The organism is Anoxynatronum buryatiense (assembly GCF_900182905.1).
Classification (GTDB): domain Bacteria; phylum Bacillota; class Clostridia; order Peptostreptococcales; family Tindalliaceae; genus Anoxynatronum; species Anoxynatronum buryatiense.
On the sequence record NZ_FXUF01000002.1, the window covers coordinates 311877 to 337274 of the forward strand.

The window sequence follows — 25398 nt, forward strand, 5'->3', positions numbered from 1 at the left end:
GTTGCATATGCAAAACAAATTCGAAAAATTTCTGATAGTATGCATCATTGTCAGTATCCTTGCCAGCGGCTTGTCGTTGGTGAGTCGCATGAAAGCTGAAGCTCAGCTGAATCAGGTGGATATATATGTGGATTATTTTGAAGTGAATGAGCTGGCGCGGCAGTCGGAACACAACACTGTCTGGTGGCTGGATTACTTCAGGCAGCTGGGGGCCACCCATGTGGTATTGGAAGAAGAAAGCCTTGGCCTGTTAAGACAGGCATTGAAGCCGCTGAGGGTTGATGTGGGGCAGGATATCCTGAAAGAGTGGAACTGGCAGAAAACAACACCTTCTGCATTGGCTGCCTACCATGAGACTGTGGGCATCCGAGATTATGATGTGGTTATCATGACAGAAGAAGAAACGCTCTACCAGCAAATAGCTGCCGGATTACACAGCCGGTATGAAACAGATCGGTTTACGCTTCAGCCTGGGGATGACGGCTCAGTGATCATTATCCACGGCACGATTGAAGATGCGGTCTATAACCCCCCAGCTGATTTAACTGATTTTGAAGGACAGAACTACTTCAGGGAGCGCCGACTGCACTCCTCTCAGCTGACCCGCCTGGGACTGGGATTTGATCAGGATAAAATCAGCACTATACAGCAGGCTGGCCTTCAGGTAATGCCCCGGCCTTTCAGCTATGGCGACTGGGGTGGTGAAACTTACCTGCGTGGTTACCTGGATGATCTGACCACGCACGAAATAATTCCAGACATTCTTTTTTTTGGAGGGAAACAGTTACCGGGAGCGGAAGACGAGAGCCTGTCACTCCTGACATCATTCATGAATCAACATGGAATTCGTGCCGGATTAGTGGAAACCTCATTTCAACGGGAACATCTGGAACAGGAGGGCATAGAAACCCTTACTGAAAGCCTTGACTATCAGGCGGTGCGTGTCTTTAATGTGTGGCCGTTCGTTCAGGAACGCTATCGTTTTTATCACTATGACGGCGCTGAAGAAATCGAAAATACGTTGTATCGTGCAGTGACTGAACGAAATATCCGAATGATTTATTTTAAACCTTTCAAGGAAAGCACTACTGTTTATGTCACCGATCCAGAGGAATATGCAACGATTTTTCAGCGCTTTGAGACCCGTATTGCCCGCCATGGTCTTTCTTTGGGGAAAGCTTCGGTTTTTCCCGAAGCGCATCCATCACTGGCCTTACAAAGCCTAATGGCACTTGGCGTTGCCGCCGCCGCAGTCTTATTGCTGAGAAAGCTGTTTCCCCTGTCAGACCGGGTTGGTGTGATCCTGTTTCTGATGGGAATAGTGCCGTTGATTTTTCTGTTATTCTGGCGAACGGGATGGGGAGAAAAACTGACGGCCATGGCAGCAGCCATCCTTTTTCCATCACTTGGAATGGATCACTTTTGTCGTCAAATGTGGAAATGGCACCAACAGAAAAAGCGCTTTTCATACCTTCAGAGCATGAAAGAAGGCGTGGTGTTGCTGATACAGGTCTCTTTGATTTCATCCATAGGCGCCCTGCTGGTGGCGGCATTGCTTTCAGATGTGCGCTATTTGCTGGAAATGGATATTTTTAGAGGCGTGAAAATCAGCCAGTTGATTCCCATTGCATTTTATGGGCTGATATTTCTCCACTATTTTGGATACCTTCGCAGCGAAGACCGGTTGGCTGAACCGGGCATTCGGCCAACAGAAATCAGGGCTCTGCTGATGGAAAACATTAAAGTGCTCTATGTGGCAGCTATGGGCTTTCTGTTGGTGGCCGGCTATATTTATATTGCCCGCACCGGGCATGAAGGGAATCTTCAACCCACGGAAATCGAAATGATTATCCGTAATATTCTGGAGGAATCTTTGCTGGTAAGACCCCGTACCAAAGAGTTCACCGTTGCCTTCCCCGCATTATTATTGGGAGCTTATCTGGCTTCCCTGCGCTACAAATCCCTGATCTTTTTAGCTGGGCTTGCGGCGGTGATTGGACAGACATCCATCGTGAATACTTTCAGTCACCTGCGCACACCGGTGCTGGTTTCCGTTATCAGAACAGCTTATTCTATGGCAGCTGGCATTGGTTTCTCAGTCATTTATCTGGCGCTGATGATTGGATTTGTCTGGTTGCTGGAGCGCTGGGGCGTCAGATTATGGCGACTGATGGAGAAGACAGAATGAGAGCCTCGGGAAAGGATCATATCATGAAAAACATCTTTATCTTCGGTTATTACGGTTTCAACAACATTGGTGATGAAGCTATTCTTGAGGCAATTGTGGGTCAGTTTAGAAAACAGATGCCCCAGGTGACGTTGACAGCTTTGAGCTATAAAGCAGCTGAAACAGCAGAGAGATACGGAATTATGGCCGTGAGCCGAAATCGATTTTTCGAAGTGTTTCATTCCATTAAAAAGGCGAACCTGGTGATGAGCGGCGGCGGTTCGATTCTGCAGGATGTGACCAGCAGCCGCAGTCTTATGTATTATCTTGGAATCATTTTTTTAGCAAAAGTATTTGGTCGAAAGGTGGCATTTTACGGTAATGGATTCGGGCCCATCACCAGACCGCTGAACCGGTGGCTGGTCAGACAGATGATTAATCAGGTGGATCTGATCACCGTAAGGGATGAGGAATCACGTCAGTTGATGCAGGCTTTGGGAATTCAACGTCCCATCACCGTCACTGCAGATGCGGCTTTTACACTTCCTGTCCTTCAAGGCAGAGGTGTATCCGATGAGAATCATGAGTCCAGAAAAGTGGGAATATCTGTTCGTAGTTGGAAAAATCAGTCGATCTATCTGCCTGCAGTGGCGGCCTGTGCAGATTTGCTGGCACGTTCCGGTTATGAGGTGTACTTTCTGCCCATGCAGCCCCCGGCGGATACCCGTATTTCTGAGGAAATTATGAGTCAAATGACACAAAAGGCAGCGGTTATCAAAGTGGATGAAACACCTTCAGCGATGATCCGGGCCATCTCAGAAATGGACTTTATCATCGGAATGCGTCTGCATGCTCTTATTTTTGCGGCCATTGCAGGTGTGCCAATGGTGGGGCTTTCTTATGAAGCCAAAATTACCAGTTTTTTGAAACTGGTGCAACAGCCCTGTGCAGGAGAAGTGGAAACCCTCGACAAAGACCAGTTAATTAACACGGTTCTGGCATTCCTGAAAGACCAGGAGCAGCACAAGTCAAATCTCATGAAACAGCGGGATGAACTCTGTCGAAAATCTGCACAAAACGCTGCATTGATCCAAAACTTCCTCATAAAGGAGGAACCGTCATGAAGCCGGTGAAGGTCATGGGAGTTCCCATCAATCCTGTTACCAACCAACAGATGGAATCATTAATCTCCGAAATGCTTTCAGAAAAAACCACCAGTACATTGATGACGCCAAACCCGGAGATGGTCATGGCGGCAAACACAAACCCGGAACTAATGGCTGCACTGCAATCAGCTGATTTGGTTATTCCCGACGGTATCGGCCTGATCATTGCTTCACGTCTGAAAAATCTGGGACTGAAAGAACGTGTCACAGGGATTGACACCATGGAGAAAGTGCTTGCCTGCTGTCATCAGCAACAGCTCTCATTTTTTCTGCTGGGAGGAAAACCGGGACGTGCTGAAAAAGCAGTGAACACCATCGGAAAAAAGTACCCGGGCATTAGGGTAGCCGGCTGTTATCATGGATACTTTCAGAGTGATGAGGAGGATGGTGTACTGGAGTTGATTCGCGAGTCTTCACCGGATGTCCTTTTTGTTTGTCTGGGATTTCCCCGACAGGAAATTTGGATCAATCAAAAACGATGCCAGGTATCAAGCCGTTTAATGATGGGAGTGGGAGGCAGTGTGGATGTGTATGCGGGAGAAGTGAAACGGGCCCCGGCATTCTTTCAGAAGCTCGGCATCGAATGGTTTTATCGCTTACTTCAGGAACCTTCCCGCTTGGGGCGCATGTCTGTCTTACCGGTGTTTTTGTGGAAAGCGCTATGGATGAAAAAGGATGAAATGAAAGACAGGTGAAGCTATGAAAAAAACAACAGTATTGCTGGAATACGCGGGTATTGCACTGGGAAGTGCTTTGATGGCTTTTGCCCTCCATTTTTTTCTGGAACCCAATACCATTGCCCCGGGCGGTGTCACTGGCGTGGCGGTGGTTATTCAGCGAATAACCGGAATTCCCATGGATTTGACAAATCTGGTCATTAATATTCCCCTCTTCCTGGCGGGGATTATGATTCTGGGTAAAGCCTTTGGAGCCAAAACCGCCTATGCCACCCTGATGCTCTCCCTGTTTCTCCGCCTGTTTTCAATGGGGTTTGGATCGACGGTTACGTTAACATCAGACATTCTTCTGGCGGCCGTCTATGGGGGTGTGGCCATGGGGGTTGGTTTGGGGCTGGTGTTTCGGCTGGGTGGTACAACGGGAGGAACCGACCTAGCAGGAGCAATACTCAACCATTACTTCCCTTCACTGAGTACCGCCAAAATGATGATGATCCTGGATCTCATGATTGTCGCTGTGGCCGGACTTGTAGAGCGGCGTGTTGAAACAGCTCTTTACTCCATTATTGCCTTGTATATTTTGGTAAAACTGACTGATTTTATTGTGGAAGACCTCAGTTATGCCAAGGCCTTCTATATCATTTCCGATAAACCCGCGGTGATCAGTCAGCGCATCATCAGCGAACTGAGCCGGGGTGTCACCGGTTTGGAAGCCAAGGGAATGTATACCGGATCTCACCGTACCATGCTTCTTTGCGTCGTCAACCGGGCAGAAGTGGCCAAGTTGAAAAAACTGGTTTATGAAGTTGACTCCGATGCCTTTATGATGGTCACCACCATTCACGAAGTGCTGGGAGAAGGTTTCAAAGAGGTGGGTAACAGTTCAGTATAAACCTTCACAGAGCCGCCTACCACATCCCTTGCCTTGATAGTATTTTGTCTGCAGTCTGGAGCCGCCTTGGGCGGCTTTTGCCACTGGATGAGGCAAAAGACCTGTTCGCGGAATATCCGGAAAATGTCATGGATCTGTAACCAATCAGTGCTTGCTTTCGTCTATGATGGATGAGATGATTCAATCAGTATTATTAACATCGAAAAAAGATTTATAGGCTCATGGGAGGGGTTCGTCAATGATCGACAAATATTCCTTTAAGAAAAAATGGATTGGACTGGGGCTTGCCACCCTGGTTTCCATTGGTGCACTGGTGGAACCGGTGGCAGCTCAAACGTGGCTTTTTGAAGAAAAGACCACTGAAAACATCGCAGGCGGAGCCAGTTACCAGCGCATCCTGCGCTTTGGTGAGCAAGGGTGGCAGCATGTGAATGTGATTCGGGTGAATCTGAATGATCAACACACCAAACTGGATCTTCTTCAAAGTGCCGGTGGTGTCAGCCAGCGGGAATCATTAACCAATATGCTTCAACGGGCAGAGAATCCGGTGGCGGGGATAAATGCTGATTTTTTCTATCTGACAAACCCGGACTCACCCATGGGAATCATGGTGCGGGATGGCAGTATTGTCAGCAGTCCTGTACTTGAGAAACCCTACAGTACCCTCGCTGTCACAAATGAAGGCCAGGCTTTCCTTACCGACTGGCATAATCACCTCTACGTATCCACTGAAAACGGAGGAATTTTCAGTATCAGTGCATACAACAAAATTACCTGGAATTATCATATGATCACCATGATGGATCGCAATTGGGGCGAAAAATCCCCAGGGGCGGGTGATGAGTATCGGGATCTGGTGGAAGTGGTGGTTGCGGATGGCGTGGTAACGGAAGTTCGTCGAGGGCTTCCGCCGGTAACGATACCTGAAAATGGTTATGTGCTGCTGGCCTCCGGACAAAATGGACAACTGTTGCTTCAGGGAATCCGTCAGGGAGAACGCATCACTTTTTATGATCAGACAACCCCGAATCTCCAGAATATCCAGCTGGCAGTGGGTGGCGGTACCGTGCTGGTCAGGAACGGACAGACGGTTTCCTTCTCAGAACCGGTTGCGGGAAATCATCCCCGAACTGCAGTGGGAATCAACCGGGCTGGCAACGAACTGATCATGGTAACCATTGATGGACGCCACCGATCATACACCGGTGTTGATGGCCAGAAACTGGCAGCATTAATGATTGAACTGGGAAGTGATCAGGCAATCCTCATGGATGGAGGCGGGTCCACCACCATGGCAGTTCGCCAACTGGGAGAATCGGCAGTGAAGGTGGTAAATGCCCCTTCTGACGGTAATCAGCGACGCATCATCAATGGCCTTGCAGTAACTTCCACAGCACCCCAGGGTGAGTTGGCAGGTCTTATGTTCACTGCCGGACAGGAGAGTGTCTTTGTCAACCAGCCCATGAACCTGCAAGTGTCGGGATACGACACGTACTATCAGGCATATCCCCTTGAGAGTGGTGCGGTCACCTATCGAGTGGTGGAAGGCAAAGGACGGGTTGAAAATCAGCAGCTGATTGCAGAGGCTGCGGGCACTTTGATTGTGGAAGCATCTTTTCAGGGAAAAAGTGTGAGTCAAACGATCCAGGCACTGTCGGAAGTGGCAGGGCTGCAAATTCATGTACCCCGTTACACATTAAATCCGGGAGCTTCCATGTCAGTGACAGTGGAAGGAATTGATCCCAATGGTTTCCGTGCACCTCTGTCCATGAGTCGTGTACAGATCACTGATCAACAGGGATTGGGCACGCTTTCCAATGGTGTTTATCAGGCAGGACAACGGGAAGGGACCACCGTATTGCGGGCAAGCTACAACGGATACCAGGCGGCAGTCCCCTTGTCCATTGGCATGCAACGCCAGGCGGCGGCTTCCCTGGAAACTTATCAGCCTGCTTTTCTGGGGTATCCTGCTGCTGTCAAAGGCTCCGTTTCAACGGTGAGCGGCGGTGCGGTGAACCCCAATGCCCTGCGTCTTGATTTTGATCTTACAGGTGCCATTGAAACCACTGCAGCCTATGTGGTTTTTGGGCAGAGCATTTCGATTCCGGCGCAAACCAGCCGCATTTCCCTGCGGGTCAATGCCACCGAAACAGCGCCTCACTGGATACGTGGTCAGGTGCGTGATGCTTCAGGGCAGACCCACACTGTCGACTTTAAACAGGGAATTGACTGGACGGGCTGGAGCACACTGGAAGGCAACCTGCCTCAGGGAGTGACTTTTCCGGCAGTGTTGGAGCGGATCTACGTGGTGGAAACCGACCCCTTCTTTAAAACCCGGGGCACTCTGCTGTTTGACGGTATCGAATTCCTGGCGCCACTCACATTGCCGGTACTGACGCCGGAGGAGGCAGGCGGACAGGTGGCAGATCCAGTGCGAAAGGTTCCTGCACAGGCAGACGGCCAATGGCTGGTGCATGGAGGCGGAGATGATAATACTGTTTCGCAGCAACTGTTGCGTCAACTGCAAAATGGGTACCAGTCTATCTACGTGACCGGGAACGTCACTGGCGAACTTCGAAGCCAGGCGGGAAATCGTATTATTGGGGGTAATGGCGGACACACAGCCAACCAGACAGGCCAGCAAATGGTCATTTATCTGGATAACAGTCAGGATGGTCTGCGAAAAACCAATTATCAGCAATGGCCATGGTTGATGAATACCCTGAAGGGGAGTTTACCAGAGCAAATTCTGGTGTTTTTGCCGAAGCCCATTTGGGGTCCCCAGGGATTCGGTGATGAACTGGAAGCTGACCTGCTGGGAGAGCAGTTTAAAAAACTGGCAGACCAGGGTAAGCAGGTTTTTGTATTCCATGGCAATGGCAGTGCAGAGGTGGAACTGCGTGACGGTGTTCGTTATATTGGTGTAGCCAGAAACGGACAACAAGGCGTGGCACTTTACCAGAGTGGTGGCCGGCTCAGCTACCAACTTATCAATTTGGCAGATAATACTGCGATACCAGGCGTTGCAGTGCAGGAAAAAGTACAGGAAACTGTCAGCACGCCAGCACCAATTCCAGTGAACGACCAGCAAGTATCTTTTAGGGTGGGGCAACGTTATTACATGGCGGGAAGCGAACAGATCTCGCTGGATACCGCACCTTACATCAAAGATGGACGATTAATGGTTCCGGTGGCACACATTTCAAGAGCGCTGGGAATACCCAGAGAAAATGTGGAATGGGATGGATTGAGTGAAACAGTGATGATCCGAGGTTCAGAAGGGCAGGCTCTTCTGATGACCATCGGCAGCCGCCAATTGTGGGTGGAGGATGAAGCTGTCGATATGGGCGTCGCAGCAGAAATCACCAATGACCGCAGCTTTGTTCCCATTTCCAGATTCGCCGCCGCTCTGGGGATTGAATACCAGTGGTATCCAGATAATGAAACGGTTATTTTTTAGCAGCATAAAAGTAATCATGTGTGTTGTTTGAGGTTGAAAATAAAGGGATTTGGCCAGGGCAGCTGACTCCGTTCTGCTCCTCACCAAATCCCTTGCCTTTATCGTGTTTTGTCTACAGTCTGAAGCAGCCATTTGTGCTGCTTTTTTGATACAGATAGAACCGTATTTGAATGAAATGAGGATAAGTAGGTATATAAAGACTAACTGCTATCAACGATGATGGTCAGCAGAATCAGCGAAGGGGGTACACATCATGGAACAATACCGACTGGACTGGCAACAGCTCAATCACTTCTGTGCAACAGAAAACTTTCATTTTCACACCACTGAAGAACTGGAACCGCTAAAAGGGATCATTGGTCAGGATCGGGCAGCCAAAGCACTGAGCTTTGGTCTTCGCATGAACAAAAAGGGATACAATATCTATATTTCAGGTATCAGTGGTACCGGGCGCAGCAGCTATAGTCAATCCATTGTTCGGGAATTTGCTGAAAAAATGTCGCCACCCCTGGACTGGGTGTATGTCTATAATTTTAAAAATCCGGACAAACCCAAAGCCCTGGGGATGGAAGCAGGTGTTGGAAAGCAATTTAAAAAAGACATTGAAGGCATGATCGAGCAGATTCGAAAAGAAATCATGACCGCTTTTCGAAGCAACGAATATGAAACTAAAAAAAATGAACTCATCAAAGAATATCAGCAAAAAAATCAGGAAATGGTCAAAGAGTTAAACGATAAGGCGCAGCAATATGGCTTTGTATTTAAGGAGACAGAACATGGTTTAATGACAATACCACTGGTGGAAGAGCGTCCCATGACCCAGGAAGAGTATGAAAATCTTTCCATGGAAGCCATCGAAGAACTGCGTGAAAAATCCAATGAGTTAAGCCTGCAGACTTTTGAAATGTTCAACGAAATCAGAGAATTAGAAGAGTTGCTGCGACAGAATGTGAAGAAGCTGGATGAAAAAACGGGTTATGATGTCATCAACTACTATATCAAAAAACTCCTCAGTCGATATAATCACCGGGAAGAAATTCGGGAGTACATTAACGATCTTGAAAAAGACATCGTGGAAAATATCCAGCGTTTTCGGAAAACTGAAGACAGTCAGGAAAAAACGGCAGCTCTTTTTCTTCGGCGATCCAGTGAAGATAACTTTCAAATGCGTTACAAGATCAACCTTTTTGTGAACAACAGCGAAGCAGAAAGTGCTCCCATCATCAATGAAACCAACCCCACCCTCTACAACCTTATCGGAGCTATTGAATACAAAAATGAAATGGGAGTATTGAAGACCGATTTCTCGCAGATTAAGCCCGGGGCCCTCCACATGGCCAATGGCGGGTTTCTGCTGTTACACACCCGGGAAATATTAATGCAGCCATACGCCTGGGACGCATTGAAAAGAGCATTAAAAACAGGTGAAATCAACATAGAAAATCTGTCGCAGCAAATGGGTCTCGCAGTGACCTCAACGCTGAAACCAGAACCCATTCCGCTGGATCTGAAGGTGGTGTTAATAGGTGATGCCTACACCTATAGCCTTCTCTACGCGCTTGACGAAGATTTTAAAAAACTGTTTAAAATAATGGCAGATTTTGACACTGAAATGGATCGTACCGATGAAAACACTTTTAAAATGGCAAAGTTCATTGCCACTCACTGCAAAGATGTGGGGTTGAAACCTTTTGACAGAGAGGCTGTTTGCCGGGTCATTCAGTACAGTTCCAGGCTTGCAGATCATCAAAACAAACTGACCACCAGGTTTAGTCAAGTGGTGGAAATTCTCTATGAATCAGATGCCTGGGCACAAATGGACAATTCTCCATTGGTAAACCTGGAGCACGTGGAAAAGGCTATTTTGGAGAAAATTGACCGAAACAGCAAGTATGAAGAAAAGCTCAATGAGCTTTTCGAAGACGGCACATTGCTCATGGATGTCACCGGTGAAACAGTGGGGCAAATCAACGGCCTGGTGGTGATGGGGACGGGCGAACATTCTTTTGGCAAGCCTACCCGCATCACAGTTTCCACTTATCGGGGAAAATCAGGTATTATCAACATTGAACGTGAAGTGGCCAAGAGTGGCCCCATTCACTCAAAAGGAGTCTATGTCCTCAGTGGATATTTGGGTGCGCAGTATGCACAGGAGCAGCCCATTGCCCTGACTGCCAGTATCAGTTTTGAACAGAATTATTCCATGATCGATGGTGACAGCGCTTCCAGCACTGAACTTTATGGTATCCTGTCAAGCATAGCCAGAGTGCCCATCAAGCAGAGCATTGCTGTTACAGGTTCAGTAAACCAAAAGGGAGAAATTCAGCCAATCGGCGGTGTCAACGAAAAAATTGAAGGGTTTTTTGATGTCTGCAAAATCATGGGGTTCACTGGTGAACAGGGCGTCATCATTCCCCGGCAGAATGTAAAAAATCTCCTTTTGAAAGATGACGTCATCGATGCTGTTCGCAAAGGAACCTTTCACATATATGCTATTGGTCATGTAGAGGAGGGAATAGAGATCCTTACAGGTATTCCTGCAGGAAAAGCGGATGAAACCGGTGAGTATCCTCCAAATACTATCAACAACCGTGTGGTCAAGCGATTGAAAAGCATGTATGAAAAGGCAAAAGAGGAGGCAAGTGGCGGTAAGCCAGCACAGAAAGAAACGGATGAAATAAAATCATCATCATAAATGTGACGTGAAGTCGCAGGCGGTGATGGAGAAGATAAAGGGTCTGGGGAAAGGATAGCTGTTTTGCATGTATCAAATGGCTGCCCTTCCCAGACCCTGTGCTTTTACTATTTTTGTCTCCAGTGTCAAGCTCCGTTTAAGCGACGGAGTTTTGTCATGTGGACTTGCAGTCGATGGTTCGGTGCTCAGTGATGAGAAGATGTACGGGCACATCATGGGGTTCCCGGGGAACCCGGTCGACCAGCTGCAGTTCATAAAGCAAAGAAATCAGCGGCACACCAGAACGAAGGGTCGGGAGAAAACGGTCATAGTAACCGGCGCCAAAACCGATTCGATAACCTTCATGATCAAAAACCAGCCCTGGAACAATCACCAGATCAATGAGTGTTGGGTCAACTGGCCGCAGCGTTTCTGACTTTGGTTCCAGAAGCCCAAAGTGTCCCCTCTCCAGATCTTTTGCAGGATCCTCCAACTGAGAAATCATGAGGGTATGAGTGGCGGGATTTGTGACGGGAATAAAGACCTGTTTCTCCTGCTCCAGCAGGCGCCGAATCAAGTCATCTGTCTTGACTTCATTGCGAAAATCCAGGTATACCATAATGTTGATGGACTGCTGCAGTTCAGGTTGTTCCATGAGACGGTTGATAATCAGTGTTGATTTTGACATGACCTGCTCAGCGGATAGCTGGTTCCTCTTATTCAGAATCTGCTGACGCATGAGCTCTTTCATAAACATGCTCCTTTCAGTCTCTTTATTTCATTTTAACAGATTTCGTTGCAATTAGTAGAGGTTGACGTTATAATAAGAGAAGAATCCTGATATTTCAAGGTATTGACCCTGGGAGTGGAAATCATTTGATCGAATTCCGTAATATTCATAAAACCTATGATAATGGTGTGCAGGCATTAAATGGCATTAACCTAAAGATCAATAAAGGTGAGTTCGTGTTTCTGGTCGGCCCCAGCGGCGCCGGCAAATCAACCTTTATTAAATTGTTACTGAAAGAAGAAGAACCTTCCGATGGCTGCATACTGGTGGATAATGAAGACATCACCCGGTTTTCCAGACGAAAGGTACCTTATCTCCGAAGAAAAATCAGTGTGGTTTTTCAGGATTTCCGGTTACTGGAAGAGAAAACACTTTATGAAAATGTGGCATTTGCCATGCAGGTGGTGGGTGCATCACCAAAAGATATTCGTCGTCAGGTTCCCATGGTACTGGGAATGGTGGGACTCAGCGATCGGGCGAAGCAGTACCCGCATCAGTTGTCTGGCGGCGAGAAACAACGGGTTTCCATCGCCCGGGCCATTGTGAATCGGCCCATTATACTTATTGCTGATGAACCCACAGGAAATCTGGACCCCGAGACAGCCTGGGAAGTGATGAAGGTGCTGCGGCATATCAGCCGGCGGGGAACCACCATTTTAATGGCCACCCACGCCAAAGACATCGTCGATGTGATGCAGCAGCGCGTAGTTGCCCTTGAAAAAGGCCGCATTGTGCGGGATGCACAAAGGGGGATCTACGGGTATGAAACTTAGAAGCTTTCAGTATATTCTTCAGCAGAGCTTTAAAGGAATTTGGCGTAATCGTGGAATGAGCGTCGCCTCCATCAGTTCAGTGGCAGCCTCTCTGACCATTCTGGGACTGATGATGGTGTTGGTGCTGAACATGAGCCATCTGGCAGGATTGGCACAAACACAATTTGACAGTGTTCAGGTATACCTGGAAAATGACCTGACCCCTGAGGCCATTGAAAGCCTCGGCCAGGACATGACGGCGATTACCGGTGTTTCCTACGTGCTCTATGAATCCAAAGAATCGGCCTTGGCAAAAATGAAAGATCGATGGGGAACCCAGGGGTATTTGCTGGATACACTGGAAGAAAATCCGCTTCCCAACTCATATATTGTTCATGTGAGTCACATCAACGTGTCTGACAGGGTTGTCAGTGAGCTGAACACGCTGCCGGGAGTTGATGAAGTTAAATATTACAGGGATATTATCGACAATCTGATTCGTATGGCCGGGCTGATTCGCTCAGTTGGTCTGGCGGTGATTGTCATTCTCATTATGATTGCCACTTTTATTATCTCCAACACGATCAAACTCACCATCAATGCCCGAAAAAGGGAAATCAACATCATGAAATATGTGGGAGCCACCAACTGGTTCGTCAGATGGCCATTTCTCATCGAAGGCACATTGCTGGGATTCATTGGGGCAGCCATTGCGCTGGGATTGGTTTACATGGGATATCAGTCTATTTTTGACATGATTGCCACCCGCTTCTTTGTTATTTTCAGTGCGTATCTGTTGACAGTGGAAGAAATGATGCGGCGCACCATGGTGATGTTCGCTGTGCTGGGTGCCGGTGTGGGAGCCCTTGGAAGCATCATTTCACTGCGAAGATTCCTGGAAGTTTAAGAGACAGAAGATCCTGCGAAAGGGGAGGAATGTAGATGCAGCATCAAAAAATAATCAAAACCATTACTTACATGCTTATGGCAGGGTTGCTGTTATCGACAACAACCACTTTTGGAAACGATGAGATCAACCAGGTCAATCGAGAGCTGGAGCGATTGCAGCAGCAGCAAAAGGGAATCACAAGTGAGTTAAAAGAAAACGAGAGCCAGCAACGGGACGTGAGTGCGGAGATTAGTAAAATTGGAACCGCCATTGCCAATACACAAAATGAGATTAGCAGCTTGCAGCAGCAAATTACTGATACCGAAACCCGCATTGCCCATGCTGAAGACGAGCTGGTGCTGGCGGCCATGCAGATCGATGAAAAGAAAGACCTTTTGGCCCGAAGACTGGATGCCATGTATCGAAGCGGAAATGTGGCCTATGCAGAAGTACTTTTTAATTCCCGTGATTTTACAGAACTAATGAGTAATCTTGATATGGTGCAAACCATTGTCAATTATGATGTGGAGCTTCTTCAGTTTCTGGATGAACAGCGGATGATTGTGGAAGACAGAAAAGCTGAGCTGGAAGCAGGACGGCGTCACCTTAGCGAACTGCAGCTGGCAATGGAAAACCAGCGGTCGGTATTGCTGGTGTCCCGGGGAGAACAGGAACGGTTGAAACAGGAGCTGGAAGAAGACAAAGTGGCCCTTGCCAGGCAGCTTGATCAGCTGGAAAAAGAAGCGAAAGATTTGGAACAGGTGCTGTTAAAACTACAGTCAGAAGGCGACTACATCGGCGGCGTGATGAAATGGCCGGTGCCCGGGCATACACGGGTTTCTTCTGAATACGGCAACCGACTGCATCCCATTCTGAAAACCAACCGATTCCATTCCGGCATTGATATTCCTGCCCCAACTGGTACCAACATTATTGCTGCGGGTTCCGGCAGAGTGGCTTTTGCAGGCACACAGGGAGGGTATGGACGCACTGTCATACTTGATCATGGTGGCGGAATCATGTCCCTTTATGCCCACAACAGCCAGTTGCTGGTTTCTGAAGGGCAGCAGGTAACTCAGGGATCAGTGATTGCCAAGGCTGGCAGCACCGGGATGTCCACCGGGCCGCATCTGCATTTCGAAGTGCGTGAAAATGGCAAGTATGTGGATCCAAACCCCTGGATAGGACGTTAATTCCTGAACTGAATCAGAATGAACAACAGAAACCCGATCTAAAACAGGTGATCGGGTTTATTGCTTTTGAGATCAGTTTTTCTTTGAAGTCATTTCACTGTTCGGGTGGTGTTGCTTTTCTTTTTGAGGTACAATGGTAAGGGAACTGATGACTATTTACTGACAGCAAGGAGCGTGTCCAATGATTCGAAAAAGAAGTGCATTTATAGGAGCAGTATTGCTCGTGCTGCTCACGGCTTTTACCACGCTGGTGGTCAGCAATATCCGTGCATTGCAGGTGGGCGACCACGTGATTATCAGCAGGCAGATGTACCAGCAGATGCAGGAAGATACCGGTGGACTATACAAGCTGACATCATTAAAAGAATTTTTACTGCAGGAGTATTACCAGGAACTTGATGAAGAAACCCTGCTGGATGGTGCCATTCGGGGCATGTTTGAAGCGGTGGAAGATCCATATACCACCTACCTGGATGCCCGGGATTATTCGGATTTGATGATGAGCACCAGAGGCACCTATGGCGGCATTGGTATCATTGTCACAGCTGACGAAGATGGTTTTGTGAGCGTGATTTCACCCATTGAAGGAACACCGGGAGAACGGGCCGGTTTGGCGACGGGTGACCGGATTTTACGGGTGGATGACCAGTCAGTGAGCGGTAACCGGCTGGATGATGCCGTCGCTCTTATGCGAGGTGAGCCGAATACAGAAGTGGTTTTGGAGCTGATGAAACGAAATCAGCGGGAGAGCACAGAAGTGATCATTATGCGGGAAACCATCCGCATTCAATCTGTCAGATCAGAAATCATGGAGAACGACATCGGGTATCTGCGCATCAGTTCTTTTGATGAACAGACAGCAAGAGACTTCCAGACTCATATGGATACCCTGGAGCGAAGCGGTGTGACTCAGTTGATCCTTGATCTGAGAAATAATCCGGGCGGCTTGCTGAATCAGGCCAACCGTATAGCAGACCTCTTGCTGGGAGAAGGGCTAATCGTCTATACAGAAGACCGGCATGGCAACCGAAGAGAAGAAATGTCCGACAAAAAAATGTATCAGATGGAACTTGTAGTTCTTATAAATGAAGGCAGTGCCAGTGCTTCAGAGATTTTGGCCGGCGCCATACAGGATCATCAACGAGGTGCGCTGGTGGGTACCACCAGCTTTGGAAAGGGACTTGTACAGGAGTTACAGCAGCTGCCCGATGGAACAGGATTTAAGTACGCCGTTTCTCAGTACTTCACACCCAATGGCAGGTATATTCATGACACGGGAATTGAGCCTGATGTGGTGGTGGAAATTCCTGAAGAGTTGCTGGATGAAATGCACGAAGTGAGTGAAGAAAATGATTTACAGCTGCAGAAAGCCATTGAATTATTGCAGGGGTCCTAAAGGGCTGTGGGTATTCTAACATTACCCAAATGATCTCAAGGCGAATAACAAATGGGAGAATGATGGTATCATGAAACAGATGAACCCCTTTAAAGTAGTGGCGGATTATCGGCCGATGGGTGATCAGCCCCAGGCCATTGAAAGCATCAGCCGGGGCATCAATGAAAAATTAAGACATCAGACACTGCTGGGTGTTACCGGCTCTGGAAAGACTTACACCATGGCCAAAGTGGTGGAGCAGGTACAGCGGCCCACACTGGTCATCGCCCATAACAAAACCCTGGCCGCCCAATTGTGCAGTGAGTTCAGGGAGTTTTTTCCAGACAACGCAGTAGAGTACTTTGTGAGTTATTACGACTACTATCAACCGGAGGCTTACGTGGCTCACCGGGACCTTTACATTGAAAAAGACTCTTCCATTAACGACGAAATTGACAAGTTGCGGCATTCGGCGACAGCCGCTCTCTTTGAACGGCGCGATGTGCTGATTGTAGCCAGTGTTTCCTGCATTTATGGACTGGGTGACCCGGAAGATTACCAGGAACTGATGGTTTCTTTGCGAGTGGGAATGGAACGCAACCGGGATGAAATTATTCGCAAACTCATTGATATTCAGTACCAGCGCAACGACATCAGTTTCACCAGGGGAACCTTTCGGGTAAGAGGAGATGTACTGGAAATTTTTCCGGCCTCTTCTGCAGAAAATGCCCAGCGAATCGAGTTTTTTGGTGACGAAATTGAACGCATCCTTGAAATTAACACCATTACAGGTGAAATTATCGGAAGCCGACAGCACGTGGCAATCTTTCCGGCGTCCCACTACGCCACACAGCAAGAAAAAGTGGAACGGGCAGTAACGTGCATTGAAGAAGAGCTGGAAGATCAAATCAAGTGGTTCAAGGACAGGGACCGGCTGGTGGAGGCTCAGCGCATTGAACAACGCACCAGATATGATATTGAAATGCTGCGTGAGATGGGCTTTTGCTCCGGTATCGAAAATTATTCACGCCACCTGGCAGGGCGACCGGCGGGGAGCCGGCCATTCACCTTGATTGATTATTTCCCAAAGGATTTTCTGTTGATGATTGATGAATCCCATGTCACGATTCCACAAATCAGGGGAATGTTTGGCGGCGACCGGTCACGAAAAGAATCACTGGTGGAGTATGGTTTCAGGCTGCCTTCCGCCCTTGACAACCGCCCGTTAAACTTTCAGGAATTTGAATCTCTCATCAGTCAGGCGGTTTACGTAAGTGCAACACCAGGCCCCTATGAAATGGAGCATAGCCAGCGAATTTCTGAACAGATCCTGCGGCCCACCGGCTTGGTGGATCCCATGATTGAGATTCGACCGGTAAAAGGGCAGATTGACGATTTGCTGGGAGAAATTCGACTGCGTGTTGAAGGACAACAGCGAACACTGATTACCACACTGACCAAAAAAATGGCCGAGGATCTTACCCGATATCTGTCAGAATCGGGCGTGAAAGTACGTTATCTTCACTCGGATGTGGAAACGCTGGAACGACTGGAAATTATCCGCGATCTGCGGTTGGGTGTTTTTGATGTGCTGGTGGGTATCAATTTGCTGCGGGAAGGCTTGGACTTGCCGGAGGTGTCTTTGGTAGCCATTCTGGATGCCGACAAAGAAGGGTTTCTCCGATCAGAGATCTCGTTGATTCAAACCATTGGCCGGGCCGCCAGGAATGTGGAAGGCCGCGTGATCCTGTACGCCGATAAAATTACCCCTTCCATGCGTCGAGCCATTGACGAGACAGACCGGCGGCGCCAGATTCAGGTGGCACACAATGAGGCCCATGGCATTATTCCCCGCAGCATTATGAAAAAAGTGCGGGATGTCATTGAAGCCACAAAAGTGGCTGAGGGAGAAGCTGGCTATCAGACAGACAGTGAGGCAGCACAGGCTTCGCTGCCATCAGGCAAAACGGCGGCAAAACTGATTCGAAGTCTTGAAAAACAGATGCAGGAAGCTGCCCGAAACCTTGAATTTGAAAAAGCGGCAGCATTGCGGGACGAGATTGCACTCATTCGCAGCATGCAGCCCGACACATATATCACTGTTGACAAAACAAAGACAAAAAAAGAGGTGTGATTGTGGCACGGAACGAAATTACCATTAAAGGCGCCCGGGAGCATAACCTTAAAAACATTGACCTGACCATTCCCCGGGATCAGCTGGTGGTCCTCACCGGACTCTCCGGCTCAGGCAAAACCTCACTGGCCTTCGATACCATATATGCAGAAGGACAGCGTCGCTATATTGAAAGTTTATCCGCCTATGCCCGCCAATTTTTAGGTCAAATGGAAAAGCCGGACGTGGATGACATACAGGGGCTGAGCCCGGCCATATCCATTGACCAGAAAACCACCAGTAAAAACCCCCGGTCTACTGTGGGAACGGTGACAGAAATTTATGACTATCTGCGGCTTCTTTTTGCCCGGGCAGGCATTCCCCATTGTCCGGTTTGTCATCAGGAAATCCGGCAAATGACAGTGGAGCAGATTGTGGATCGGATTATGCAAATGGAAACGGGAACGCGTTTGCAAGTCATGGCACCAGTGGTGCGGGGCAAAAAAGGAGAACATCAGAAATTACTGGAGCAAATTCAGAAAGAAGGCTTTGTTCGCGTACGTATTAACGGTGAAGTTCGGGAAGTGTATGAAGATATCAAGCTGGAAAAAAATAAAAAACATCACATTGAAATTGTGGTTGACCGTATTGTGGTGAAAGAAGGCATTGAACAGCGCCTTTCAGACTCCATTGAAACAGCCCTTCGGTTCACTGAGGGGTTGGTGCTGATGGATATTCCCGGTGATCAGGAAATTATGTATTCGACCCAGCTTGCCTGCCCGGAACATCAGATCGGCATGGACGAACTGGCACCCCGCATGTTCTCCTTCAACAGCCCCTTTGGTGCCTGTGAAGTTTGCAAAGGGATTGGGCATATGAAAGAAGTGGATCCGGAACTGGTGCTGCCCAATCGGGAACTGAGCATACGGGAAGGTGGCGTGGCTCCATGGACGGGAACCAACGGCCAGTCGGAAGACACCTATTATTTTCGCATGCTGGAACAGCTGGCAGCACAATACAAGGTTAGCCTGGACAGCCCCATCAAAGATCTGCCGGAAGATTTTCTTCAAACCCTATTATATGGTTCTGGCAGTGTAAAAGTATCCTTTCGTTTCGAATCCCGCTTCGGTGGTGAACGCACCTATTCTTCCACTTTTGAAGGTGTGATCCCCAACCTGACAAGAAGGTACGAAGAAACCAGCTCTGATTACATGCGGGACAAAATAGAATCCTTTATGAGTGAGAGTCCCTGCCCCGCCTGCAATGGAACGCGGCTGAAAGATATTTCTCTGGCGGTGACGGTGGCAGATAAAAACATTCATGAAATGACCATCATGTCAATACGTGAGGCAGTCGCCTTTTTTGAAGAAATACGGCTGGATGCCCGCCAGACAATGATTGCCCGTCAGATTCTGAAAGAAATCAGGGAACGGCTGCATTTTCTGTTGGATGTGGGGTTGGGTTATCTGACCCTGGCACGAAATGCAGGTACCCTTTCAGGGGGAGAATCTCAGCGCATTCGGCTGGCCACCCAGATTGGCTCCAGTCTTGTGGGCGTGTTGTATATTCTCGATGAACCCAGCATCGGACTGCACCAGCGGGATAACGAACGCCTGCTGAAAACCCTGCGGCATCTCACTGATATAGGTAACACTGTCATTGTGGTGGAACACGATGAAGACACCATGTTCCATGCAGACCATATCATCGACATCGGTCCTGGTGCAGGGATTCATGGCGGGGAAGTGGTGGCCCAGGGAACGCTGCAGGATATCCTGAACACGCCTGCTTCCATTACAGGCCAGTTTCTCCGGGGAGACCGGTATATTGAAATACCCGGCAGACGGCGGGAACCCAACGGGCATTGGGTTCGCTTGAGGGGAGCCCGGGAAAATAATCTGAAGAACATTGATGTGGACTTTCCTCTGGGAACCTTCACCTGCATCACTGGTGTTTCCGGCTCGGGAAAAAGTACATTGATCAATGAAATACTATATAAACGGGCGGCTCAGGAGTTCTACCGCACTCGTGAAAAGCCCGGCGCCCATGATGCCATTGAAGGCCTTGAGCAATTGGATAAAGTCATTAAAATCAGTCAGGACCCCATTGGGCGCACACCCCGGTCCAATCCCGCCACTTACACCGGATTATTTGATCCCATTCGTGACTTGTATGCCCAGACAACCACCGCTAAAATGAGGGGCTATCAAAAGGGCAGGTTCAGCTTTAATGTAAAAGGTGGGCGTTGTGAAGCCTGCAAGGGTGACGGGATCATCAAGATCGAAATGCACTTTCTGCCTGATGTCTACATTCCCTGCGAGGTGTGCAAAGGGAAGCGGTACAATCGGGAAACCCTGGAGGTCAAGTACAAGGGAAAAACCATTGCCGATGTACTGGAAATGAACGTGGAAGAAGCCTTGTCCTTTTTTGAAAGTCTTCCCGCCATTCGCAGAAAGTTACAAACCATGATGGATGTCGGATTGGGTTATCTGAAACTGGGCCAGCCCTCCACCCAGCTATCCGGTGGGGAAGCGCAACGCATCAAACTGGCGACAGAACTGAGCAAGAAAGGCACGGGGCAAACCCTCTATATTCTGGATGAGCCCACCACAGGTCTCCACATTGCCGATATCGAAAAGCTGATACAGGTATTGCAACGACTTGTTGAAGCAGGAAACACCGTTGTAGTGATTGAGCATAATCTTGAGGTGATCAAAACGGCAGATTATCTCATCGATATGGGGCCAGAGGGAGGCAATGAAGGTGGTACAGTGATTGCCACAGGAACACCGGAAGCTGTAGCTGCGAAGGATCACTCGTATACCGGCCACTTTCTGAAAAAAATGCTTGAAGGCGATCGTCGGCAACAGTCGATTTCGTGATGGTCAACACAGCGACAGTCTGGGCAATCAATGGGAATCTTTAGATTGTCGCTCATAGCCACTTCTTTATTGACAACAATGCGATTCAGAAAATGTTGATACGGATCACCGTTGTCGAAAACAACTTGTCTGCGATAGTGAACCATTTGCGCAGTCAGAAATGGTTCAGAAAAGCGAAAGGAGGTTATCGCATGGGACGAATTGGTTTTCAGGAACTGTTGGTGGTTTTTGGACTGGCACTGCTGATCTTTGGTCCGACAAAGCTTCCTGAAATAGGGAAGTCACTGGGGAAAGGGATCCGAGAGTTTAAACAGGCATCAAAAGAAGTGAAAGACAGTGTCACCTTGGATGATGATGGTGATGAACCAAAGACTAAATAATTGATTCTGGGAAAGCAGGTGATGTCATGCGTTTTGGATGGTTGGAAGTGCTCCTCATCGCAGGGGTTGTGTTGTTGGTCTTTGGACCGAAGCGATTTGGAATGATTGGCAAGTCAGCCAAAGAGAGCCTGAAAGAATTTAAGGATGAAGCCACAAAAGATGAAGCGGAAGAGTTAAAAAAGACGAAAGAATCGTTAAAGGATAGGTGACAAGCGTGACAGACGAGAGCCGAACCATGAGCATTATCAGACACCTGGAAGAATTGAGAAAGCGCCTGATCATCTGTCTGGTAGCCCTGGCAATCACAGCGACGGCTGGGTTTTTCTACGTGGACGAGATTCGCGTTTTGCTGGTCAAGCCTGCCGGGCCAATAGAGCTCATATACATCACACCACCTGAAGCGTTGATGGTGAACATACGATTGGCCATACTGGCGGGAATTATGGTGGCCATGCCTGTATTCGTTTACCAGCTGCTGGCTTTCATTATGCCGGCACTCTATAAAAACGAAAAAAAGTTGCTGGTGCCGGTGGTTTTTGCCATGATTCTCATGTTTATCACAGGCATTCTTTTTGCTTATCGAGTTGCGTTTCCCTTTGCCATCGCTTTTTTTCTGAAATTTGCCTCGGATGACCTGATTCCCTTGTTTACCATTACCCAATACACCTCATTCATTACCCAGTTTCTGCTCACTTTCGGCCTGGTATTCCAACTGCCGTTGCTTTTTCTTTTTCTGGGGCTGATCAATGTGGTGACAGCTCCGCTGTTGCGACGCATTCGAAAATATGTGATGCTGGTCATTCTCATAGGAGCTGCCATTATCACACCGCCAGATGTGGTTTCACAGCTGATGATTGCAGCACCGCTGTGGGTGCTTTACGAAGTGGGTATTCTGCTGGTTATGCTGGTACAGTTTCGACGGAAAAAGAAAAAGCAATAATGGAATCAAGCAGTGGACTGAAGTCACTGAACGAGTCTTTAAAAAATAATTCAATTCTTATATCTTTATGATATAATAAATCATGAGAATTGAATGTGCAGCGGGTTGTGCCTCAAATGGTTAAATCATTAACAAGCATTGGAGCACAGCTGCTGGTGAAGGGAAGGTGATGGTGATGGTGATGAATGTGAATTATCAGGATCGGGTTGTGCAATATGCATTGCATGCTCGATTTTTTTATGACCAGCTGTTAGCCAAAGACTGGCCTGTGTTACAAAACACTTTTGAAGCCATGACACCCACATGCCGACAAGCTCATCAGGTGATTAGAACTGAAATCGAAAAGGCATTATCTGACAAGGCTGCTGAAGAAAAGCTGCGGGTGGAATATGCCCATCTTTTTCTGCTTCCTGAAGGTGTGAAAATGTATGCATCCGTTCACCAAAGCAGTGAACCACTGCTGCGGCAGAAAGCCTGGCAGCAGGTGACAAAGCGGTATAAGACTCATGGCTTGAAGCTTGAACCAGATGAATATCACCCTGAAGACCATGCCTCGGTTGAACTGTCGTTTATGGCGCATCTCATTGAACAGGGTGAAAGCTACGAAGCCCAGCTTGATTTTCTGCAAAAACATGTGCTGATATGGCTGCCGGGGGTATTGCAGAAACTTTGCACACATCCCAAAGCAGAGATCTATCGGTTGGTGTCTGAAAGAACATTACATTTTTTGAAAGAGGAAGAACAGCTGCTGATGCAGCTGATGAATATGGAATAGGAGGAACTGAATCATGCAATCGACGAAGAAATCTACGTTTGAGATGGACCGGCGCACGTTTCTGAAAACTGCCGCCGGCGGAAGTCTGGCCGCCGGTTTGGGACTGGGCATTCCCCGCTTCGTTCATGCGGAGCAGCAGAGTGTGATTGAACCCCAATCCAAGGTGGTGAACACTTTTTGCAGTGTCTGTGGCGGTGGCTGTGGTATCCGCGCCCACGTGGTGGATGGCCGCGTGGTACACCTGGAGGGAAATCCCGATGATCAGGCAGCTGAGGGGCGTTTGTGTGTCAAAGCCTATTCATCTATCAAAACGTTATATGACCCTGACCGTCTGAAATACCCCATGAAGCGCACCAATCCTCAAAAGGGTGAAGGGGTGGACCCGGGATTCATTCAAATCAGCTGGGAGGAAGCTTTCCAACTGACAGCGGAGAACTTTCAGAAGGCCATCGATGAACATGGGCCGGAGTCCATCATTTTCTTTATGCGGGGACAGGATTTTGCCAACCGGCTGCGCAATGCCATCGGCACCCCCAATCATGTGGCCCATCAGAGCACCTGTTTTACTTCTCAGGTGGCCAGCTGGTTTGCCCAGGTAACCGGGGGCGGACGTCCTTATGTTTACGATCTGGAAAACTGCAAATACATTATGGGTTTTGGCTTCGACGGCCTGGGGAAATCCAAGAACATGCACATTCGCAGCATTACCCGGGCATTGGCCAACAATGCCAAAATGGTCATCCTCGACCCTTATATGTCTGTGACAGCCCGAAAAGCCCACGAATGGATTCAGATTAAACCGGGAACTGATCTGGCCTTTGCCCTGGCCATGATTCACGTGATTGTCAGTGAAAATTTGTTCGATGCGTCATATGTGGAAGACATGACCTTTGGCTTTGAATACCTGGCTGACTTTGCCCGCGATTATACGCCAGAGTGGGCCGCTGAGATCACTGAAGTTCCCGCCGAAGATATTCGCCGCATTGCCAGGGAGTTTGCGACTACCAAACCAGCCCATATTTTCACCCACAAAAGGGATGCTGCCGGCCCTAATTATGCCAACAGCACCCGCTTGGCCCAGGCCATTGTTATTCTCAATGCCCTGGTGGGTACCATTGACCGGGAAGGCGGACTGTTGCTGAAACGCAGTTTCCCCACTCCCAGTTTTGATGAGGTTTTCCCCCGCCCAGATTTCCCGGAGCGGCGCAAAGAACGTATTGACGCCTGGGAGCAGCGGGAAATCATGAGCCGCTTCACCAATGGTGACTTTGCCACTGTGGCTGATGGTATTCTGAACGAAAAACCTTACCCCACCAAAGCGGCACTGGTGCGAAAATACAACCTGCTGGCTTTTCCTGAAGCCAAGCGGATGGAAGAAGCACTGAAAAAGCTGGACTTTATTGCCGTCTGTGAAATCTACCCCTCAGAGATGGCCATGATGGCCGATGTGGTGTTCCCTGAGCCCTATTGGCTGGAGACCTCCGGCGTGTCCGAACGGGATTTCTTTTCCCGCTATCCCCAGCTGGCGGTCCGCACCCCGGTCATTGAACCCCAGTATGACACCAAAGGGTTCAGTGCCATCATCGTTGAGCTGGCCAAGGCCATGAATCTGGGACACTATTTTGAAGAGGCTTCCGGCGGCAAATGGAACAACGCCATTTTGGAAGCGGCAGGAACCACATGGGACGATATGAAAGATCATCCCACAGGACTTTGGGGTGACGAAAAACCTTTTGAAGGCAAAACCAGTTTCAACACACCCAGCGGAAAAATCGAACTGTTTTCAACGGTGATGGAGGAAAATGGCTTTGATCCTCTGCCCCATTGGCGCCCCCGGCGGGAGGAGCCGACGGCAGATTATCCCTTCCATTACCTCATCAACCGTCCGCCCATGCATAAAATGACAGAATCACAAAACAATCGGCTCATCATGGCACTGTATGGCGAAAACCATGCCATTCTCAATGATCGCCGGGCAGCTGAAATGGGTATTCGTGAAGGTGACGAAGTGTATGTGGAATCCCGGGTTGCCAAAATCAAACTGAAAGCGAAACTGACGGCAGGCATTCGTCATGACTGCGTCTGTGTTTTCCACGGGTTTGGTCACTGGAGCCAGGGGCTTAGTCGTGCCGCAGGTATTGGGGCCAATGATGGTGATTTGATCCCATCCATGACCCACGAAGAAATGAAAGCACTGCATGATCCTGGTGCTGGTGCCTGTATGCTTGATTTTCCCGTGAAAGTGTATCGGGCCTAACCCTGAGAGAGGAGGA

Annotated in this window: 18 protein-coding genes; 17 read left to right on the forward strand and 1 reads right to left on the reverse strand. The window is 48.6% G+C overall.

Going from position 1 to position 25398, the window contains the following annotated elements; translation table 11 throughout:
* Positions 1-7: 7 nt before the first annotated feature.
* From QOL74_RS04175 to QOL74_RS04200, 6 genes are all read left to right on the forward strand, one after another.
* The gene (locus QOL74_RS04175) at positions 8-2188 is read left to right on the forward strand and encodes a DUF5693 family protein (RefSeq protein ID WP_283408182.1); all 2181 of its coding nucleotides are present in this window, start codon (positions 8-10) and stop codon (positions 2186-2188) included.
* A 23-nt stretch (positions 2189-2211) separates the two neighbouring features.
* The gene (gene csaB / locus QOL74_RS04180) at positions 2212-3291 is read left to right on the forward strand and encodes a polysaccharide pyruvyl transferase CsaB (RefSeq protein WP_283408183.1); all 1080 of its coding nucleotides are present in this window, start codon (positions 2212-2214) and stop codon (positions 3289-3291) included.
* Positions 3288-4028: a WecB/TagA/CpsF family glycosyltransferase gene (locus QOL74_RS04185; RefSeq protein ID WP_283408184.1), complete on the forward strand. Its 741-nt coding sequence runs from the start codon at positions 3288-3290 to the stop codon at positions 4026-4028. The genes csaB and QOL74_RS04185 overlap by 4 nt, the downstream gene beginning before the upstream one ends.
* 4 nt (positions 4029-4032) lie before the next feature.
* Positions 4033-4902, forward strand: coding sequence for a YitT family protein (locus QOL74_RS04190; protein ID WP_283408185.1), 870 nt, complete (start codon positions 4033-4035; stop codon positions 4900-4902).
* Positions 4903-5140: 238 nt separating this feature from the next.
* Positions 5141-8362 (forward strand): phosphodiester glycosidase family protein, encoded by a 3222-nt coding sequence (locus QOL74_RS04195; protein ID WP_283408186.1) that lies wholly within the window; start codon positions 5141-5143, stop codon positions 8360-8362.
* Positions 8363-8615: 253 nt separating this feature from the next.
* Positions 8616-11057 carry a Lon protease family protein gene (locus QOL74_RS04200; RefSeq protein WP_283408187.1) on the forward strand — a complete coding sequence of 814 codons (2442 nt, stop codon included), beginning with the start codon at positions 8616-8618 and terminating at the stop codon, positions 11055-11057.
* 154 nt (positions 11058-11211) lie between these two features.
* Here QOL74_RS04200 and QOL74_RS04205 read toward each other — a convergent pair whose 3' ends face one another.
* Positions 11212-11787 (reverse strand): 5-formyltetrahydrofolate cyclo-ligase, encoded by a 576-nt coding sequence (locus QOL74_RS04205; RefSeq protein WP_283408188.1) that lies wholly within the window; start codon positions 11785-11787, stop codon positions 11212-11214.
* Positions 11788-11912: 125 nt separating this feature from the next.
* On the opposite strand from QOL74_RS04205, the gene ftsE reads away from it, so the two are divergent.
* The 11 genes from ftsE to QOL74_RS04260 all read left to right on the forward strand — a co-directional run bounded on the left by ftsE (position 11913) and on the right by QOL74_RS04260 (position 25382).
* Positions 11913-12599 (forward strand): cell division ATP-binding protein FtsE, encoded by a 687-nt coding sequence (ftsE, locus tag QOL74_RS04210; protein WP_283408189.1) that lies wholly within the window; start codon positions 11913-11915, stop codon positions 12597-12599.
* On the forward strand, positions 12589-13485 hold the full coding sequence (ftsX, locus tag QOL74_RS04215) for a permease-like cell division protein FtsX (protein ID WP_283408190.1): 897 nt from the start codon (positions 12589-12591) through the stop codon (positions 13483-13485). Before ftsE ends, ftsX begins: the two co-directional genes overlap by 11 nt.
* A gap of 35 nt (positions 13486-13520) precedes the next feature.
* On the forward strand, positions 13521-14660 hold the full coding sequence (locus tag QOL74_RS04220; RefSeq protein ID WP_283408191.1) for a murein hydrolase activator EnvC family protein: 1140 nt from the start codon (positions 13521-13523) through the stop codon (positions 14658-14660).
* Between the two features lie 181 nt (positions 14661-14841).
* The gene (locus QOL74_RS04225) at positions 14842-16056 is read left to right on the forward strand and encodes a S41 family peptidase (RefSeq protein ID WP_283408192.1); all 1215 of its coding nucleotides are present in this window, start codon (positions 14842-14844) and stop codon (positions 16054-16056) included.
* A 79-nt stretch (positions 16057-16135) separates the two neighbouring features.
* The gene (uvrB, locus tag QOL74_RS04230) at positions 16136-18169 is read left to right on the forward strand and encodes an excinuclease ABC subunit UvrB (protein ID WP_283408285.1); all 2034 of its coding nucleotides are present in this window, start codon (positions 16136-16138) and stop codon (positions 18167-18169) included.
* A 2-nt stretch (positions 18170-18171) separates the two neighbouring features.
* A complete protein-coding gene (gene uvrA / locus QOL74_RS04235; protein WP_283408193.1) occupies positions 18172-21030 on the forward strand; it encodes an excinuclease ABC subunit UvrA in 2859 nt (952 codons plus the stop codon).
* A gap of 191 nt (positions 21031-21221) precedes the next feature.
* Positions 21222-21410, forward strand: coding sequence for a Sec-independent protein translocase subunit TatA/TatB (locus tag QOL74_RS04240; protein ID WP_283408194.1), 189 nt, complete (start codon positions 21222-21224; stop codon positions 21408-21410).
* 26 nt (positions 21411-21436) lie between these two features.
* Positions 21437-21619, forward strand: coding sequence for a twin-arginine translocase TatA/TatE family subunit (locus tag QOL74_RS04245; RefSeq protein WP_283408195.1), 183 nt, complete (start codon positions 21437-21439; stop codon positions 21617-21619).
* 26 nt (positions 21620-21645) lie between these two features.
* A complete protein-coding gene (gene tatC, locus QOL74_RS04250) occupies positions 21646-22350 on the forward strand; it encodes a twin-arginine translocase subunit TatC (protein ID WP_283408196.1) in 705 nt (234 codons plus the stop codon).
* 169 nt (positions 22351-22519) lie between these two features.
* Positions 22520-23125 (forward strand): TorD/DmsD family molecular chaperone, encoded by a 606-nt coding sequence (locus QOL74_RS04255; RefSeq protein WP_283408197.1) that lies wholly within the window; start codon positions 22520-22522, stop codon positions 23123-23125.
* Between the two features lie 13 nt (positions 23126-23138).
* Entirely contained in the window at positions 23139-25382 is a 2244-nt protein-coding gene (locus QOL74_RS04260) for a molybdopterin-containing oxidoreductase family protein (protein WP_283408198.1), read from the forward strand.
* The last annotated feature ends 16 nt before the right edge of the window (positions 25383-25398 follow it).